Origin of the sequence: Methylobacterium oryzae (genome assembly GCF_021398735.1) — a bacterium.
Lineage (GTDB): Bacteria > Pseudomonadota > Alphaproteobacteria > Rhizobiales > Beijerinckiaceae > Methylobacterium.
The window spans coordinates 4,592,889-4,610,941 of the sequence record NZ_CP090349.1 but is presented as its reverse complement, the minus strand read 5'-3'; the positions used below and the strand labels follow the sequence as shown (position 1 = coordinate 4,610,941).

Here is an 18,053-nt window from a genome sequence, read left to right as displayed (position 1 = left end):
CGGGCGCCCGGACCTGAACTCAGTTCGGCGGCCGATAGGCCTCCGGCGGCAGGTCGCGGAAGAAGGTCTCGCCGGGGGCCTGCCCCGGCGCCGGCTTCGGTGCGATCCCACTGCCGCTCCCCTCGGTGATGTAGCGCTGGCCGCCCGGCTCCGTCAGCACCGGTGCGGGGGTCTGGGGGGTCGGCGGCACGATGTAGCGCTTCTGATCCGGCGCCCCGGCGCTCGGGGACGGTGCCGGCGGCGCGACGGGCGGCGCCGCGGGTGGTGCGACGGGCGACGCCACGGGCACCTGCGGCGGTGACGCGGCCGGCGTCCGCACCGGCGGAACCTCGTCTCGGCGTGCCTCGGCCGCGGGCGGCCGGCTCGGGCGGCGGACGGCGGCCCGCGGCGCGACCCGACGCGGCGGGACACGCGCGACAACCAGCGGGGGGCGGATGCCGGGCAGGGCGATCCTGAGGCCCTCCACCGCCCGCACGAGGTCGCCGAGGCTGGCCTCGGCGGTGCGGCACAGCCGGATCCGCAGGGAGATCGCGCGGCGCGCGAGCGGCTCCGCCTGGAACAGAGCGGGCGGCTGCCCGCCGGCGGACGCGACGCCGCGTCCGCCCTCGATCCACTGCCACGCGTAGAGGCAGTCGGCGCCGAGCGCGATGCCCACCGGGCCGTAGGCGTTCCGCAGCGGCGGCCGCACCGTCATCGCCTGCCCGGGAAACCGGACGGCGATCTCCCCCGCGATCCCGAACTCGCTGGGCTTGGCCAGCCGCGGCGGGAAGGCGAGGAGCAGGTCGGCGGTCTCCCGGCGCAGGGCGATCTCGGCGTGGTTGCGACCGTCGCCGCCGGCATAGCGCAGCCGCTGGTCGAACCCGTCGCGCTCGCGCGTCTCGATCACCGCGGTCAGCGTCCCGGCGCCGGGCAGGGTCAGGACCGGGACCGTCTGCGCCCGCGCGACGGCGGGCAGCAGGAGACACGCCAGGGCGCAGAGCCGGGCCGTACGGATCGCCGCGCGCCTCACGGGGTGGTCCGCTCGGTCGTGGCGGAGGTGTCGTAGGCCGAGCGCGCGGGCAGCTGGAACCGCTTCGCCTCGGAATTCTCGGGTCGCCCGCGCTCGGCCTGCTGGTCCTGCCACAGGGTCCCGGCGGCGGGCGGCGACAGGAATTCGGGCTTGTCGACGCCGCGATAGTCCGGGAGCAGGGCGTAGCCGAACCGCTCATAAGGCATCGGGCCCGCGCCGGGCACGCGCCGGGCCACCAGGGGCGGCGCCGGGGTCGCGGGCTCGCGGGCGTAGGTCCCCGCGGGAACGGGTTCGGCCAGGACCCGCACGAGCCCCGGCGGCGGGTAGCGGAGCGCGTTCTCCATGGAGACCGCCAGGGGAAACTCGTTGCGCTGTACGGCGAGGGGCTTGGCGTCCGCGCCGGCCGGCGGCAGGTCCGGCCGCGGCACCCGGTTGATCGGCGGCGTCTCGACCCGCGCCGCGGGCGCGGCGTGCCGCCCGGGTGCGGGCCCGGCGGCGGCGGGCACGGGGTCGCAGGGCAGCGGCGACCCGCCGGCATTCTCGCGGAACAGCAGGTCGACCACCTTCGCGAAGAGGCCGTCGTAGCGGTTCACGACCTCGAGGTACGGACGCTGCCGCTTCAGACGCTGCAGCGTGAGGGCGTAGCCGAAGACGGTCCCCTCGCTCGGCATCCAGGCGACGGCCCGCTGGAACCACTCCAGCGCCGTGTCGAACTGGCAGGAATTGTAGGCGTACCACGCCAGCCCCTGGGCGCCTTCGCCCGAGGTGGAGGCCGTCACGACCTGGGCGTAGCGGGCGATGCGCGCGGGCTCGATCGCGGGCGGGCGGGGCAGCGTCAGCTTCTGCTCCAGGATGTCGATGTAGAGCAGCTCGTTGCCCACGAACTTGTCGCGCCACGCGTAGGCGACCTCCTCGGCCTCGCGCGCCATGTCGAGCTGGCGCAGGGTCAGGGCGAGCCCGTGGGCGACCATCGCGTCGCCGCCCCGGGCGATCGCCTGCTTGAACCATTCGAGCGCCTCCCGGAACTGGCGGCGCTTGTAGGCGTACCAGCCGAGGAGGCTCGTCTGGGTGGGATCGCCGCTCTTGCGGGCGACGGCCTGGAAGGCCGCGAGATCGGCGGGGGTCGGGGTCTCGGCGCTCTCCTCGTGCAGGAAGGCCGCGATCCGGGCACGGGTGATGTCGAGGCGGATCGCGTCGAATTCCGAGGCCCCGTTCGCGCCCCGGTGCCCCATCTCGATCAGGCGCTCCGCCTGCGCCATGCGCAGATGCGCCATCGCCTTCTGGATGGTGGCGAGGCGCACGCCGGAATCGGCGTTGCCGTCGAGGATCGACTTGTAGAGCTCGAAGGCCTCGTCGCCCGAGCCGGTATCGCCCAGGGCGTCGGCGACCATCCAGATGCTTTGGACGTCGAGCGGATCGAGGGCGCCGGAATCGGCGCGGTAGAGGTCGATGATCGCGTCGGCGTCCTTGCCGGTGAGCGCCGTGATCCGGGACCGGAACTCGGCCCGGCGGAGCTTGCGCGCGAGCTCCTCGGAGGGCTGCCACGCGGGGTCGATCGACCTGCGCGCGACGATCGCCGCGCGGAGGTCGTCGAACCGCCCCGCGGTGAAGAGGTCCCACAGGGGCGCCTCTTCGGGCGGGCTCGGCTGCAGCGCGTTGAGGTCCGGCGGCTCGTTCCAGCCGGGATAGAGCCGCTTCAGGCGGGCGATCTCGGCCTTCATCCGAGTCGTCTGCTTCTGGGCCGCGTAGTAGCGCAGCGCGCTCTCGTCGACCATGTCGGTCGTGCGCGACGTGGCCGGGTCGGCCAGGATCGCCGGCGCGCGCGGGCCGTCGCCGTAGACGATGCGGGGCTCGGACCGTGTCGGCGCGGCGGGAGACTGCGGCGCGGGACCGGGTCGCGCGTCGACCTGCGCGGCGGCCGGCGCGGTGGACAGCGCCAGCATCAGGAGGCAGGGCGCGGCCGGTCGCAGGCGTGCCGGCGGACGACCGGTCAGGACTTCAGGCATGACGGGTAACGCATGCGGGCCGCGGTCAGGGCGAGGAGGCTCAGAGTGGCCGGGTAGTAGTTCTGGTTGCCGATGTCGCCGCGCGCATCCTCGGGGAAGGGCGTCCCGTCGAGGGCGCAGGCCACCAGGGCCGGGAGCCCCATGTAGCCGGCCTCGGTGAGCCACTCGACCTTCCGCCCGTCGCCGGTGTCGACGATCGGCAGCCGTTCCCGATCGGCGCCCGACCACAGGGCCTGGAACGGCGCGAGGTCGTCGGGCCGCACCAGTCCCGCCCAGACGAGGTAGAGCGGGATCCGGATGGCGTTGTAGGAGAACAGCGGCGGGAAGCCGGTCGCTGGACGCGGCGCCTCCTTGGCGGAGATCCACTCGGTGGGCAGGTTGCTCGGACCGAAGCGCGACTGCCGCAGCAGGGCGAGGCCGCTGCGCGTCAGGGCCGCCCAGTCGTATTCCGGCGCGACGAGGGCGAGGCGCGGGAAGGCGGGGAAGATCCAGTAGGAGAGGTTGATCAGCGGACCGTCCGGGCGCTCCCGCGCCGAGAAGCCCGAGACCGCCGGCAGCAGCAGCGCCCCGTGCGGGTCCCGGAACAGGATGGTCTTGCGCCCGAACTCGATGGCGATCCGGCGCGCGGCGGTCCGGTAGCTCGGCTCGTTCCAGGCCTCGGCCGCCTCGGTGAGCGCCCAGGCGATCAGGATGTCGCCGTCGGTGGCGTTGTTCATGTCGCTGACCGCCGGACGCTTGTCGGGTGACCAGCGCCACGCCAGCAACTCGTCGCCGCGGACCATCAAATTGGCCCGGGTCCAGCCCCAGATCCGCTCGAAGCTGACCCGATCACCGGCCGCCACGGCGAGCAGCATGCCGTAGCCCTGGCCCTCGCTGTGGCTGATCTGACCGTTCGCGGTGTCGACCACGCGCCCCTGGTCGGTGATGAACCGCGCGCGGTAGGCCCGCCACGCGGCGTCGTTGCCGAGCTTGCCGGCGAGCCCCTGAATCGCGGTCCGGGGCGCCTGCGCGGGCTGCGTGCCCGGCTGCGCGGTACTCGGAGGCACGGCGGGCTCGTCCTGGGGCGAGGCGGCCGCCGCGGGCAGGATCGCCGCGGCGAGGAAAGCTGCGGCGAGGGGGGTGCGGGCGCGGCGACTCATGGATTCTTCCTGCCGACGTTGCGCACGAGGCTCGTGGTGGCCAGGCCGAGGCAGAGAGCCATCGCGAGGGTCATGCCCACGTAGTATTCCGTGTTGATCGACAGCCAAGCCGCGGACACGAGGCGCAGGTTCGGCAGAGATCGCGGCTGCGTCTCGACGATCTCGATCCGCTCGGGCCGGGACGTCACCAGCGTGCCGTTCGACGCGTCGAGGAAGGCGGCGCTGCCGCCGAGCCTCGCCCAGACCACCGGGTCGACGAGGCAGGAGACGGACGCCTTCAGCAGCGACGCGTTCGGCGCGGTCACGATCACGGTGTTGCTCGCCTGGACCGGGGGTCCCTCGGCGATGAGCAGCGAGGCCGTGGCCGGAACCTCGACCGTCTCGTCCGGCTTCACCTGCGCCGTGATCGTCTGGCGCAGGGAGTGCACCGTGCCGGTGATCTCGTTCCAGACGCTGTCCAGGGCCGCCCAGATCTGGCGCGAGCCGCGTGTCGACGCCTCCCAGCGGTCGATGAGCTCACGGTCCGACGCGGAGCCCGGCGAGGGGGCCGGGGCCTTGGTCGGGGAGGGCCCGGCGCTCGTCTCGCCCTGGGACGGCGGCGCCTGCTGGGCCGGGGCGGGCTGCGCCGGGCGCACCTGCGGGATCAGGGTCGGCAGGGCGCAACGCATCGGGAGGTTGCGGCGCAGCCGATCGAGGGTGAGCACGCCCTCGGGACCGAACTGGCCCGGGGTGGCGACCATGTCGGCGCGGCCTTCCCAGACCCGCTGGACCTGCTGCGGATCGAAACCGACCGATTCCAGGAGCGCCGGGTCGAGGGCGCGGGCGGGCGCGACCACGAGCTGGCTCGTGTCGGACACGACCTGCTGCTGGGTCACGACCTCGAAATCGATGACGCGCTCGGCCGCCATCGCCAGTCGGGCGGCGAGGGTCGCGGCGGCGTCGGCGCTGTCGCGGTCGGGCGTCGGCAGCACGAGGCGCGCGCGCTGCCCCGGGACGACGAACGGTACGGCGCCCCCCTTGATCGCCGCGAGGTCGGGGCTGCGCGCCGCCCGGGCGAAATGCGGGATCTCGATCCGCGAGCGGTCGAGGAACAGGAAGCGCGCCTGCTTGGCCGCCGGGCTGAGGGTGTCACAGACCTGGTCGGCGGCGTTCGGCAGCTGCGCCGAGATCTCGACGTGGTTCACCCCCGGGCGCCAGAGGCTGAAGGGCAGGGGAATCGCGCTGTCGTCGAACACCTCACCGCGCCCGTCGGGCAGCGGGACGCTGGCCGCGTTGCGCCCGTTGATGTCGATGACGATGCGGGCCTCCGAGGAGAGCCCGGCCACGTAGGCCCCGGCCAGGTGGAGCATCACCTTGCCGTAATCGGCCGGGACGAAATCCCCGGGAAAGCGGAGGGCGAAGCCGACATGGAGCAGGCGCCCCGAGAACTCGCGGGACGTCACGCCGAGGCGGTCGAGCGTCAGATTCTCGCCGCCGTGCACCATGTAGCCGCGGAACAGCTGGACCGCCTTGAGCCCGCCCGGCGTCCCGTTGTCGGGTGGGACGGCGAGGTTGGTGATGGCCTGACGGACGTCCTCGTCGCGGGTTCCGGTGACGACCAGGGTCGGCGGTGTGTTCGGCCGCGCCGGCAGGATGGCGAGGCGGGGCCCGCTGATCGGCCCGAGTTCGGGAACGCCTTCGATGCCGGCGATCTCGGAGGCTGTACCGACGACGAGGTTGATGCCGTTTCGGCCCTGCAGTGGAGGGCCGAAGGTCACCGTCGGACGGGCGACCCGTCCCACGAGGGCGAGGGCCTGCACTGCCTCGATCATGCGCTCCAGGCGAGCGAGGTTCGGGCGCTCGTTCAGGATGACCTGGATCGGCAGGGCGCCGCTCTCGTCCGGCTCCGCGGCGGCGAGAGACCGGACGTCCATGTCGGTCGCCGGCGGGACCACGAGGCCGGATCGCGACGGATCGATCTGCGTCCACAATTCGTAGGTCGCCCCGACCGAGCAGTCGACGCGATGGCGCTGGCTGGCGGTGAAGGTGACGGCGTTGTAGCCGGGCTTCAGCACGCCGTCGCCGATGGCGAACTCCACCACCTTCACGGCACCGGGCGCCTGGATGCGGGTCCAGCCGACCTTCGTCCCGTTGACGAAGGCAGCGAGTTCGGAACTCTCCGGCGCCACCGAGATCGCCGACAGGTAGGAGAGGCGCAGCCGTGCCGGTCCCCGCGTCTGCGCCTCGGTGAGGTAGACGGGGTAGCGTAGGGAATCCTCTTCCCCGGTCAGGCGGAAGCCGCGCGGGCCGGACGGAAGCCGGCGCGCCGGCGCGATGGTCGCCTGGATCGCCGCGCGCGGCACCGTCTGAGGCGCGGCGGTCCGGGGCGGCTCGTACGGGCGCGCGGTCGGCCGCGTCTCCGTCGCCGACGCGTCCGGCCGGCGCGCGGGGCCCGACCCGTCCTCGGACGGCGCGCGCAGGGCGTTGCCGCTCGGCGGGACCGTCAGCCGTTCCGCCGGCCCCGAGCCCAGGAAGCTCTGGGCCAGGGCAGGAACGCTCGTGAGACCGAGCAGCAGTCCCAGCACGGGGAGGCGGAGCCGAGCACCCATCGCCGTCACGCCGCGCTCGTGCGCCGGCCGCGAAGCTCGGCCAGGGTGCGCTCGTTCTCGTAATCCATCATCAGGCGGACCCAGTCGTCCCCGCTCTCGATGTCGGTGGGTTTGGCGGTCGCGGGCAGCGACGGCGCCGCAACGGGGGCCGCCGGTGCCGGGACGGACGGCACCGGAGCCGGCGCCGGTGCCGCGGCGGCGTCGTGCGGTGCGTCGTAGATCGGCGCCTCCTCGATCTCGACGGGCCTGGGGCGTCGGCTCGCGAGAAGATAGCGGAGCGCGCGGAACGGCTCGACCAGGCCCCACCACGCGAATTGCAGCGTGCCGGTCGGAATGTCCTTGTGCCGCCGCCGCCGGAGCTGGAAGCGCCGCATCGCCTCAGCGTCCCCGTACATGAGTCCCGCGAGCGCCGGGTAGTCGCGGATGGCCAGCGTGCCGAAGTTCACCCGCATGACGAGTTCCTGTCCGTCGCGCGTCGCTTGGTCCAGGTGCACCGGCAGCGGCGCGGTCCGGCGCGCGCCGGCCGTCGGCTCGACGCTGAGCGTCCCCCGCAGCGGCGGGCGCGTGAGCCCCGGATCGAGGGCGCCGCCGAGGAGGCGCAGGGTGCAGGCTTCGGCGGAGACGCGCTCGATCGAGACGTCGACGCTGTGGCCGGCGACCGTGAGGACGCCCTGGCGATCGATCGCCAGGGAGGGCGTGCGCTCGAGCTGGCGCCGCTCGGCGCAGACCCCGAGGGACGCGCCCGCGGTGAGCAGGTTGAAGAAGTTCCACAGCCCGACCACCAGCATGAGGTTGGTCACGCCGGGCTCGTACAGGTAGCGCCACGCCGCGACGGCGCAGCCGAGCATCAGGAGCAGGTAGATCAGGAAGAACGGAAGGGCGAGCGACGAGATGTGGTCGTGGTCGAGGGTCGCCCCCTTGTTGGTGACGTTGAAGGTCGGCTTGCGGGGCGACGCGATGACAGAGACGATTGCCTTGGCCAGGTAGACGCCCTGGATGTACTCGTAGAGTTCCGACACGAACGGCCATCGGAACTTGCCGTAGATGTAGTTCTGGATCATCAAGTTGATGATGATGTAGGTCAGCGTGTAGGCGATCGACTCGTCCACGCTGGCCACGAAGATCTTCAGGTCGAAGAAGATGTGCAGCAGCGGCGCGAACATGAAGATCAGCCGCGGGATCGGGAAGAACCAGAAGGTCATGCTGGAGAGATAGGCGATCTTCTGGATGGGCTTGAGGCCCTTCTGGAAGGCCGGGTTCTTCAGCAGCAGGATTTGGAACATCCCCTGGCACCAGCGGGAGCGCTGGCCGATGAAGTCCGCCAGTGTGTCGGGCTGCAGGCCGGCGATCAGCGGCTTGTCGACGTAGGCGCTGTTCCAGTTGCGCGAGTGCAGCTCGAAGGCGGTCTCGCAATCCTCCGTGATGGTGATGCCCGAGAAGCCGCCGGCCTCGTCGAGGGCGGTGCGGCGCAGAAGGGCCGCCGAGCCGCAGAAGAACGAGCCGTTCCACTTGTCGAGGCCGCGCTGCGTGACCGCGTAGAACATCTCGTTCTCCGAGGGCATGCGCTCGAAGGTCCGCAGATTGCGCTCGACCGGGTCGGGGTTGAGGAACGCGTGTGGCGTCTGCACGAGGAACAGGCGCGGATCCTGCGCGAAATAGCCGACGGTCTCGGTCAGGAACGAGCGGAACGGGACGTGGTCGGCGTCCAGCACCGCCACGAGGTCCCCCCGGGCATGGGCGAGACCGTTGTTGAGGTTGCCCGCCTTCGCGTGCTCGTTCCGGGCGCGGGTGAGGTAGCGGGCGCCGAGCTCGTCGCAGAGCGCCTGCAGCTCGCCCCGACGGGCGCGCGCCGCCGCGGCCTTGGCCGGGTCGGCATCGCTGCACTTCTGGTCGGTACCGCCGTCGTCGAGCAACCACACCGTGAGCTTCTCGGGCGGGTAGTTCAGCTGTCGCGCCGCCGCCAGGGTCATGGCGAGGATCGCGGCATCCTCGTTGTAGCTCGGGACGAACACGTCGACCGTGGGCAGGTCGGCGGCCGGGGCAGCCGGCGGTGGGTCGCGCCGCAGCGGGTCCGCGTTGATGATCAGGCTGACGAACAGGATGAAGACGCAGTAGAGCTCGGCCACCAGCAGGATCAGGCCGAAGCCGAAGCTGACCGGGTCGCCCGGCGAGGGCAGCGTGTTGGTGAGCCGCCACAGGATGTAGCGCAGCACCACGAGGCTGCCGAGCGCCATGAAGACGAACCGCGTGCGCGGCCCGTCGAGCACGGCCCACAGCACGATCATCACCGCCATGGCGGCGAGGCTCATGGCGAGCTGGGCCTGCGTCCCGACCGGCTGGCTGAGCAGGGCGAGGCTGGCGACTGTCGCCCCAACCCAGGCCAGCCAACGCAACGCCTGCCTCACGCTACAGCCTCCCGGGCCAAAAATCCCTCGGATCGAGGTGCAACGGCTCTACCGCCGGGTTTGTACAGCGACGATGGTCAATGAACAAACCCATTCGTAATATCCAGCCCACTCCACTTCGCCGGAAATTACAGTTAACTTAGGAATGCAAGCAACCCAGATGATGCCCGGCGCGGCGAAGTCGATCGGGCTGCGAGAGCGGGATCGGGACGCGCCGTTGCGCCGAATACATTAATATTCCGTTCTAAAGCTTCGCTATAACCGGCTTCGGTGCGGGGCAGGCGACGCAGAGCGCCACGGATAGTCGGAACGACCCGCCCGGCGGACCGCGCCCGCGTCGGGGGGCACGGCCGGGTTGCGCCGCGGGCCTTAATCGACCCTTAACGAAAATCGCGCCTCGCTCGGCACCGACCCCCGGGCGTACGGATGACCGCGAAGCCGCTGCAGATCTCCCTCGGATTGCTCAACGCTCTGCAGGTGGCGATCGCCGCGGCGGCGGGGTTCGCGGCCGCCGTCCTGATCGTCGTCCCGGCCGCGCGGCCCGGACCCGCGGCGTCCCCGCAGGAGATGGTCGGTTCGGCCTCGCGCGCCTACGTCGCCGCCCTCGCGGCGCGGCTGCGGCAGACCGTGGTCGACGCGCGCAGCGCCGCCCTGATGCTCCGCGACGACGAGGGCCTGCTCTCCGCCGACCAGCGCGCCGCGCGCCTGCGCGGGTGGCTCGACCTCAACCCGGTCTACCGGGACGCCGTCCTCGTCGCGCCCGACGGTACCGTGCTGGCGGCCCGGGACGAGCGCCGCGTCGGCAGCAGCGTCGCGCGGCAGACGTGGTTCCTGCGCGGCCGCGCGGCCGGGGTCATCGTGGTCAGCGACGGGGCGGAGGCCGACTCGCCGTTCGGGACCGCCGTGGCGCTGGGCGAGCGCGGTCAGGACGGCCTGCTGCGCCTCGACGCCGACCCGAGCTATCTCACCAAGGTCGAGGAGGAGGTGCGGCGCGCCGCGGCGCTGCCCGACACCCTCGGCTTCCTCGTCGCCACCCCGGACAGCCGGGTCCTGTCGGGGGCCCCGAGCCCGTTCCGGACGACGGCCGTCTCGGCCACGACGCCGATGCGTCTCGCGGCCGAGATCGGCTCGCCGGGATGGCTGGTGACGGCGCAGGCCGTGCCCTCCGGCGCGGCGCTCGCCGCGTCACCGGACTGGCGGATGCTGGGCGTCGGGCTCGCCCTGATCCTCTGTGCGGCGGCGCTCGGCTTCGTCGCGGGAGAGCGGCTGACGCGACCGCTGCGCCGCCTCCTGAGGGGTGAGAGCGAGACCGCCGGCGAGACCGAAGCGCCCCGCACTTGGATCGGCGAGTTCGCGGCGCTCTCGGACGTCTTCGCGGGGCATCGCCGCAGTGCCGGGCTGCAGATGGCCGGCGCCGGGTCCGAGGTCGCGCGCCTCAAGGCGCGGCTGACAACCTTCGAGGCGGTCTCCGGCTGGGCCTGCTGCGAGATCGATCCGGATACCGGCCGGACCCTGCTGGATTCGCGGAGCGCGGCCGGCGACGACGGGGCCCCCGTCGCCGCCCCGTTCGCCGCCTGCTTCGTCGCCGAGGACCGGCCCGTGCTCGACCGGGCGCGCGACGCCGCCCTCGCGGCCGACGGCCCGCACGACGTGACTCTGCACCTCCGCGACTGGCCGGAGCAGCAGGTCCAGGTAAGGCTGCTGTGCCTCGCCGATGCCAGGGGCGACCGGCGGCTCTTCGCCCTGATGCGGAAGCTGCCGGGCGGCGAGGGGGCGACCCTGCCGCGGCCCGTCGAGCCGCGTCGCAACCTCGTCCTGCGGCGGGTGACCGACGGCATCGTCCACGAGTTCAACGACGTTTTGACCGTCGTCCTGACGAATCTCACGCTGCTGGCGCGGCGCCACACCCTCGGGGACGACCAGGAACGGCTGGTCGGGCGGGCGACGGCCGGCGCGCGCCGGGGCGCGGCGCTCACCCGCCGGATGCTGCACCTCGTGCGCGGCGACGAGACCGGCATCACCCTCGCCGAGACCGACCTCGCCACCACCTTCGAGGGCTACCTGCCGTTCCTGGCCGCGAACGCCCTCGGCGAGATGCCGGTCCTCAACCGCATCCCCGCCGGGTTGCCGCCCGTCCTGTGCAGCGAGCGCGTGCTGGAGCTGCTGCTCCTCAACCTGGCCTTCCATATTCGAGACGCCGGCCTCGCCGGCTTCGCCATCGCGGCCGTCGAGGGCACCCCCGAGGACATGGGCGCCGCGGCGGAAGTTGCGGCCTACGTGCGCGTGCTCGTCAGCAGCGGTCGCCGACCCGAGGCCGCGCCGCTGCCGACGGCAGCAGGCCCGACCCTCGCGGCAGCCGCGGCGCTCGTGACCGAGACCGGCGGCCACTGGCGCCTGATCCGCGACGGCACCGGCGCCGAGCCGTTCCTGGCCGAGTTCTGGCTGCCCGCCGCGCCCCCGGCCGTCGCCACGCTCCCTCCGATCCGCGCGGCGGGGCTGAAGATCCTGCTCGTGGAGAGCGACGGCCTCGTGCGGGCCAGCGTCGCAGAGGTGCTCGCCGATCTCGGCCACGCGGTGGTCCAGGCCGCCTCCGGGGCGCACGCCCTCGAGATCCTCGCCCGCGACGCCGCCTTCGACGCGATGATCGTCGATCAATCGATGCCGGTGATGGCGGGCCTCCAGCTCGCCGCCACCGTGGTCGAGCGGTACCCGCAGATTCGGGTCATCCTCGCCAGCCCACACGGCCAGCTGCCGCGCTCCGCCGACACCTTCCTGCGGATCGACAAGCCTTTCCGCAACGAGGACCTGCAGGTCGTCCTCGACGCCGCGGTCCGCGCGCGCGCGGCCTGATCGCCGCGCGTCCCGCCCGACGCAGCGACCGCGTGGTTCTCGCGCTCGCTCTCCGCGCAGACGCCCTGATCGAAACTCAGTCCTTCCAAAAGTGAATGTTAACTATTGTCGACGAGTGTTGGTTAAAGCGTAAATCGTACCTTAACGGAGCTTTCGAATATGGGCGGGACTGCGGAATCAGCTGCCCGACGTCCTCGCACTCCGTACACGACCGTTCTGGCCCTCTCGTGCGCCTGCGCGGCGGCCTCCGCCACGCAGGCCGCCGCCGCCGACCTCCCGGCGCGCAGCGCCGGCGCCGACTGGTACACGGGCGCCTCGCAGCAGGCGGTCGACGACAGCTGGGCCGTCGCGGTCGACGGATCCACCAGCGTCACGTCGAACAGCTCGGCCTTCGGCTCCGTGACGGTGACCGCCGCGCCGAACGGCTCACCCACCCGGGACGGCCTGCGGGTCCGCGTGGACGCCATCGGTGGCACCTACTCGTATCCCGGCCGGTCCGTCGCGACGCGGGTCACCGGCTACCAGCAGGAAGGCGCCCTGCAGGCGGGTTACGAGTGGGTCTGGAAGGACGCGGCCCTCGCAGGATTCATCGGCTTCAACGTCCGCAGCAACCAGCTGTCGATTCCCGATCCGGGCAACCCGGTCGTCGGTACGGGCGTCGGGCTGAAGGTCGCGGGCAATTTCTACGCGACGCCGACCGACCGGACCATGGTCTCGGCCTACGGCTCGTACTCGACGAAGTTCAACGCCTACTACTCGCGCCTGCGCGTCGGCTACATGCTCGCCGACGGCGTCTATATCGGACCCGAGGCGTTGTTCCTCGGCGACGACTTCTTCCGCCAGTACCGGATCGGCGCCCACCTGACCGGCGTCCGCTTCGGACCCGTCCAGATGTCGGTGGCCGCCGGCTACGTCCGGGATCGGGTGCAGGGCTCCGGGTACTATTCCAGCATCGAGGCGCGCTCGACCTTCTAGGGTACGGCGCGGGCTGTCCAACCGGACCCGCGGCCCGCGGCGGAGCCCGGGCGGACCGGAGACGCTAGCGGGACGTCGTCAGCAGCCGGCCGGGCCGCAGCGGGTCCCAGACGCCTTCGAAGACGGGCTGCATCGCGTCGTTGAGCGACTGCACCTGGGACACCGGCGACGGGGCCACTTTTGGCTGAATGCCGACGACGGTGGCCGACACGCCGAGGAGACCGATCAGGCAGAGGCCGGCGATCGCCCAGCGCGGCGCACCCCAGGTGTGGAGCACGCCGGCCAGCGTGACGAAGATGGCAAATAGGCCGATAAACTGATGCATTAGACACCTCTCAGCGGTGTCTAGAGCGAGAATAGAGCCAATGACTCTGTTCCATAACGGAACACAAGTTACCAACAGCGTGGATACTGGAGGCTCATTCCCGGACTCGGGCGTGGACCCTCGCAGGTCGCCGACACCCTCTGTGCCGCAAGGATCGGCCAGGCAGCGCCGATGGGCTTCCGACGGGCGTGGCGGCTGCGTGCGGCATGTGCCTGAACCCGCTCGGGTCGCTTCCGACCGATGTGCGATGGTTCGATTAGGACGGCGGTTCCCGGTCGAGAACCGGCGCCATCCCCCTCTCGCGCGGGAGAGGGGGCCCGCGCCTCCCGCGGCACGGGCTCGGCCCTGGCCTCCGTGCCGACTTAATCGCGCACGGCGCTCGCGGCCCCGCGATCCAGTCGACGTGAAGCCGACGGCGGCACGCGGCGATCCGTGTCAGAGACGGCTGACGAGGAAACCGAGACCGAAGCCGACGAGACCGGCCACGATCAGGGAGGCGTGCGGCCACTCGACGGATTTCTGATGACCTTCCCAGGCGACGTGGCGGCTCCGGTCGTAGGCCTCGGCGGCGTGGTCCGAGACCTCGTCGGCCGCGTGCCGCACGGCGTCCTTGGCTTGGCCGTAGAGATTCTCGGCGGTGCCCTGCGCCTCCCGGAGACGCCCCTCGAGCGCGTGACGGTCCGAGTCGACGGCGTCGCCGACCGCGCCCTGCACCTTCCCGCCGAACGCGCGCGCGGCGCCCGTGACCCTGTCCGTGTCGACCATGACCATGTTCTCCGAATGTGTCGCGGCAAGGTGCCGAAGTCGCGGCGGTCGGACCCCGATCCCTCCGTGGCGACTGGGGCAACAGCGATCTGCGCCGGGCGTTCCCCGGCTCCGTGGCGGAGTCCGGTCGAAACGATCGTGGGCGGTCGACGAATGCCCCGTCCTGCCCGCCGGTACCGCGTTCGACACGTGCGCTCCTTGAGCGGACGAGCGTCGCGCCAGGCGCAAGTCGCAGCCTCATTCAGGCCGCACTCACCGCCGAAGCGGCGAGCTTGAGCGTGAGGGGACCGGATGAACGAGGGCGGACGAGCACCGCGCGGCGGGCTGCCCATTCTGCACAGGTCCCTGTCGCGCAGCGCGGTCGCGGCCCCGACCCACGGAGTGACGACGCCGCTCGACCGGCGACGGCTGAACCTGCGCTGGCTCTGCGCCAGCTGCCTGATCGCCACCTGCGGCGCGGCCCTCATGGGGGCGGCGCTCCGCATGTCCGTCGACACCGATCTCGCGCCAGCCAAGCCGACATTCCGCCAGGGGCCCGCCCAGGTCGCGGAGGGGCAAGGCGTGGTCGGACAGCGCGGCGACCGCCTCGTGCGGCGCCAACTCGTCGCCTCGGACCGGGAGGAGTTCTCCGCGCCGGTGACCCACCAGGTCGGCGAGCGCGAGATTATCCGGACCCAGCCCTTCGTGCGACTGGTCACGAGCCTGTCCTCCGGCGACGCGGTCGACGGGCAGATCCCACCCTTCGATCCGACGCGCCAGCTCGCCGCGGACGGAGAGGTCGCCCCTGTCGCAGACGAGCCGGTGGACGATCCGTCCGGGACCACGGTCACGATCACGCGCTCCGCGCTCGAGGGCACGCCGGTTCCCGACGACGCGCCCGGCCTGAGCGACGAGGACGTCACGGCCCTCGTGGAGAGGCAGTCGGATGAGGCGCGCGAGACGGGGCCGCGGATCGCCGCGCCGCTCGCGCCGCAGCGGCTGCTCTCGCAGATCCTGGTCGCCGCGCCGGCCGACGCCGCCGCGACCGCCGCCGGCGCCGATACGGGCCGCGACCCGTTCCACGCGATCGAGGTGCGGGTCGTCCCGGAGAACATCACCGACCTCGCCGAGACCCAGCCCGCCTCCGGCCTGAGCCTGACCGAGACGCGCGACGTCGTGCTCAAGCGCGGCGAGACTCTGGCCGACGCGCTGGCGGCGAACGGCGCCGAGCCCGCGAGCGTGACCGCCATCCTGGCCGCCTTCAGCGAGCATGCCCGCACCGGGCTGGCCGAGGGGCAGCACGTTGACCTTCTCCTCGTCCGGTCGCGCGCCGGCGAGGCCGCGCGCCGGATCGCCCGGGTGACGCTCTACGGCGCGGGCGGCGTCGAGGAGATCGTCGCGGAACGGGATTCCGGCGGCTTCGTCACGGTGGCGCCGCCGTCGGCCCAGGTCGCGGCGTCGCGTTCCGGCGACGACGGCGACGGAGAGGGTTCGGGCGCCAGCCTCTACAGGAGCATCTTCGAGGCGGTCCTGCGCAACGGCATGCCCGGCATCCTGGCCGAGCGCATCGTCGGCATCTTCGCGTTCGGCCTGGACATGCAGCGCCGGATCGCCCCGTCCGACCGGCTGGAGGTGCTGTTCAGCCCGAGCGAGAAGGTCGGCGGCCCGCCGGAGGTGCGCTACGTCGCCCTGACGCTCGGCGGGGTGAAGCACCGCGCCTACCGCTTCGAGGCGCCCGAGGCCGGGACGGCGAGCTACTTCAGCGAGACAGGCAACTCGCTCCGCAAGTTCCTGATGCGCATGCCGATCGCCGACGGGCGGATCACCTCCCCGTTCGGCACGCGCGTCCATCCGATCCTCCACTACGCCCGCTTCCACAACGGCGTCGATTGGGCCAACAAGGCCGGCACGCCGATCATGGCGACGGGCGACGGGACCGTGGCGTATGCGGGCCCGCGCGGTGGCTACGGCAATCGCGTCGAGATCCACCACGCGAACGGCTACGTGACGGCCTACAATCACCTGCAGCGGCTCGCGCACGGCGTTCAGGTCGGCGCGACCGTCCATCAGGGGCAGGTCATCGCCTACATGGGCTCGACCGGCCTCTCGACGGGCCCCCACGTCCACTACGAGGTGAGCGTCAACGGGCGCTTCCTCGACCCGATGACGATCCGCCTGCCCGACAGCCAGGGCGTTTCGCCCAGGCTGATGACGGCTTTCAAGCGGCAGGTGGCGGCCACGAACGCGCTCCGCCACCACGGCGCCCTGGCGATGTCCGCCCTGCCGCTCTGACGCGGTCGCCCGGACCTCAGCCGGCCGCGGAGGGCCGCGAGCCGTCATCCGAGGGGGTGCCCGCCCCGGTCATCCGGCGGTCGACGGCGGCGAGCGTGTCGAGCAGGCGCTTCCGGAGTCGCGCCGCGCCCTCCATCTCCAGGGCGTCGACGTCGACGTAGAAGTCGATCCCCCGGGCGTGTTCGGAGAAGATCGTCTCCGGGGCCTCGGCGGTGAGGTCGCCCTCGATGGCGTAGGGGACGATCTCGCGGCTGATACCCTTCATGCGGATCGGCTCCTGCGGGCTCGCCTGGACGATGTCGCTCACCAGCGCGTAGGTCTCGTAGCTCAGGGTGATGCCGCCCGGGACAGCGGCCGCCTGCAGGCGGGCGGCGAGGTTCGCCTCCGCGCCGATGATCGTGTAGTCCATCCGCTCGTCGCTGCCGAAATTGCCGACGTTGCAGTAGCCCGTGTTGATGCCGATCCGGGCCTGGAACGGGCGCTCGATGCCGGATCGCCGCCAGCGGGCGTTGAGCTGGCCCAGGCGCTTCTGCATCTCGATCGCCATTCGAACGCAGGCCTGCGCGTCCTCGCGGACGCCCCGGCTCTCCGGGTCGCCGAAGAAGACTAGCATCGCGTCGCCGATATACTTGTCCACCGTGCCGCCGTGCTTGACCGCGATGGCGGTCATCTCGGTCAGGTACTCGTTCAGCAGCGCGGTCAGTTCCTCGGGCTGCAGGCGCTCGGTGGTCGCGGTGAAGTCCTTGATGTCGGAGAAGAAGATCGTCAGCTTCTTGCGCTCGGTCGCCACCGACACGTCCCGCTCGCCGCTGAAGATGCTCTTGTAGACCTGGGGCGAGATGTACTTGGCGATCTGCACCGAGACCGACGCCAGGAACCCGTTCGACTCGGTCAGCTCCCTGTTCATCCGGTCGATGAGGCGGGACTGGCGCGCCTGCAGCAGCAGGAAGGTGGTGCCGGCGAGCGCCGCCAGGATGAAGTAGCCGAGGAGGTACTTGAAGGCGAAGACGTTGGCGGCGATCGGCTGGTGCAGGACGATCTCCTGGATGCCTCGGACGTCGCCGACCTTCCAGTCGGTCTTCGGGCTCAGGGGATGGGCGTTGTGGCAGCGCACGCAGGCGGATTCCATGCGGATCGGCGCCGCGATGCGCACCTGCCGGTCGAAGATGGACCCCGTCGTCTCGCTGACGAAGCCGGTCTGGGGGTGCGCCCGGAGGTCCGCCAGGGCCTGGGTCTCGAAGCTGTCGAGATCGTGCGGCTTGCGGTCCTTGAACGGGAGATCGGAGACGAAACGGTACTTCACCGCGCCGTCGCCGCCGCTGATCCGCTCGCCGAGTTCCAGGGAGAGCGTCGCGGGGATCGGGATCGCGTTCGGCACCCCCTTGTAATCGTGACGCGTCTCGACCCGGCCGGTCGCGGCGTTGACCGCCTGGACGACGTCGCTGGCGTAGAAGCTGCGCATCTGGTCGATGATCCGGCCGGTCTCGATCGCCTGCGTGGCGAGCATGCGCTCGGACAGGCCGCGCAGGTCGAGCCAGACCGCGACCGGCAGCCCGGCCAGGCCGAACAGGATCGCCGCCACCAGGAGCGGTCCCATGAACCGCTGCTGGCGCGCGACCGACTCGTCGAAACTCGACATCTCTCGCGACCCCGGGGCGCCAGGACACGGCCCCCATACTGGTCAGCTCCATATACAATGATGTCTTTCTCGAGAAGCATT

The 18,053-nt window shown here is 71.8% G+C and carries 11 protein-coding genes; 3 read left to right on the top strand and 8 right to left on the bottom strand.

Annotated features, from left to right (window positions below):
• Positions 1-19 precede the first annotated feature (19 nt).
• The 5 genes from bcsN to bcsA are packed head-to-tail and all read right to left on the bottom strand — an operon-like array spanning position 20 to position 9,147.
• Entirely contained in the window at positions 20-1,009 is a 990-nt protein-coding gene (bcsN, locus tag LXM90_RS22025) for a cellulose biosynthesis protein BcsN (RefSeq protein ID WP_234081047.1), read from the bottom strand.
• Positions 1,006-3,015, bottom strand: coding sequence for a hypothetical protein (locus LXM90_RS22020; RefSeq protein WP_026604702.1), 2,010 nt, complete (start codon positions 3,013-3,015; stop codon positions 1,006-1,008). The genes bcsN and LXM90_RS22020 overlap by 4 nt, the downstream gene beginning before the upstream one ends.
• A complete protein-coding gene (locus LXM90_RS22015; RefSeq protein ID WP_020091639.1) occupies positions 3,000-4,154 on the bottom strand; it encodes a glycosyl hydrolase family 8 in 1,155 nt (384 codons plus the stop codon). The genes LXM90_RS22020 and LXM90_RS22015 overlap by 16 nt, the downstream gene beginning before the upstream one ends.
• Positions 4,151-6,742, bottom strand: coding sequence for a cellulose biosynthesis cyclic di-GMP-binding regulatory protein BcsB (locus LXM90_RS22010; protein ID WP_043712205.1), 2,592 nt, complete (start codon positions 6,740-6,742; stop codon positions 4,151-4,153). The genes LXM90_RS22015 and LXM90_RS22010 overlap by 4 nt, the downstream gene beginning before the upstream one ends.
• 5 nt (positions 6,743-6,747) lie before the next feature.
• Positions 6,748-9,147, bottom strand: coding sequence for a UDP-forming cellulose synthase catalytic subunit (bcsA, locus tag LXM90_RS22005; protein ID WP_026604703.1), 2,400 nt, complete (start codon positions 9,145-9,147; stop codon positions 6,748-6,750).
• 426 nt (positions 9,148-9,573) lie between these two features.
• Between bcsA and LXM90_RS22000 the strand changes: the two genes are divergently transcribed.
• Both LXM90_RS22000 and bcsS read left to right on the top strand, forming a co-directional pair.
• Positions 9,574-11,997 (top strand): response regulator, encoded by a 2,424-nt coding sequence (locus tag LXM90_RS22000; RefSeq protein WP_020091642.1) that lies wholly within the window; start codon positions 9,574-9,576, stop codon positions 11,995-11,997.
• A 159-nt stretch (positions 11,998-12,156) separates the two neighbouring features.
• The gene (gene bcsS, locus LXM90_RS21995) at positions 12,157-12,972 is read left to right on the top strand and encodes a cellulose biosynthesis protein BcsS (RefSeq protein ID WP_020091643.1); all 816 of its coding nucleotides are present in this window, start codon (positions 12,157-12,159) and stop codon (positions 12,970-12,972) included.
• Between the two features lie 64 nt (positions 12,973-13,036).
• Here the strand turns inward: bcsS and LXM90_RS21990 are convergent, their stop codons facing one another.
• Positions 13,037-13,297, bottom strand: coding sequence for a hypothetical protein (locus tag LXM90_RS21990; protein WP_020091644.1), 261 nt, complete (start codon positions 13,295-13,297; stop codon positions 13,037-13,039).
• A 435-nt stretch (positions 13,298-13,732) separates the two neighbouring features.
• Positions 13,733-14,062: a CsbD family protein gene (locus LXM90_RS21985; protein ID WP_026604704.1), complete on the bottom strand. Its 330-nt coding sequence runs from the start codon at positions 14,060-14,062 to the stop codon at positions 13,733-13,735.
• A gap of 381 nt (positions 14,063-14,443) precedes the next feature.
• On the opposite strand from LXM90_RS21985, the gene LXM90_RS21980 reads away from it, so the two are divergent.
• Positions 14,444-16,333, top strand: a complete 1,890-nt coding sequence (locus LXM90_RS21980) for a M23 family metallopeptidase (protein ID WP_020091646.1) — start codon at positions 14,444-14,446, stop codon at positions 16,331-16,333.
• A gap of 16 nt (positions 16,334-16,349) precedes the next feature.
• Here the strand turns inward: LXM90_RS21980 and LXM90_RS21975 are convergent, their stop codons facing one another.
• Positions 16,350-17,972 carry an adenylate/guanylate cyclase domain-containing protein gene (locus LXM90_RS21975; protein ID WP_020091647.1) on the bottom strand — a complete coding sequence of 541 codons (1,623 nt, stop codon included), beginning with the start codon at positions 17,970-17,972 and terminating at the stop codon, positions 16,350-16,352.
• Positions 17,973-18,053: the final 81 nt, after the last annotated feature.

Coding starts and splice junctions, on each gene's coding strand:
- LXM90_RS22020 (WP_026604702.1), bottom strand. CDS start 3,015: ATGCCTGAAGTCCTGACCGGTCGTCCGCCGGCACGCCTGCGACCGGCC.
- LXM90_RS22015 (WP_020091639.1), bottom strand. CDS start 4,154: ATGAGTCGCCGCGCCCGCACCCCCCTCGCCGCAGCTTTCCTCGCCGCG.
- LXM90_RS22010 (WP_043712205.1), bottom strand. CDS start 6,742: ATGGGTGCTCGGCTCCGCCTCCCCGTGCTGGGACTGCTGCTCGGTCTC.
- LXM90_RS22000 (WP_020091642.1), top strand. CDS start 9,574: ATGACCGCGAAGCCGCTGCAGATCTCCCTCGGATTGCTCAACGCTCTG.
- bcsS (WP_020091643.1), top strand. CDS start 12,157: ATGGGCGGGACTGCGGAATCAGCTGCCCGACGTCCTCGCACTCCGTAC.
- LXM90_RS21990 (WP_020091644.1), bottom strand. CDS start 13,297: ATGCATCAGTTTATCGGCCTATTTGCCATCTTCGTCACGCTGGCCGGC.
- LXM90_RS21985 (WP_026604704.1), bottom strand. CDS start 14,062: ATGGTCGACACGGACAGGGTCACGGGCGCCGCGCGCGCGTTCGGCGGG.
- LXM90_RS21975 (WP_020091647.1), bottom strand. CDS start 17,972: ATGTCGAGTTTCGACGAGTCGGTCGCGCGCCAGCAGCGGTTCATGGGA.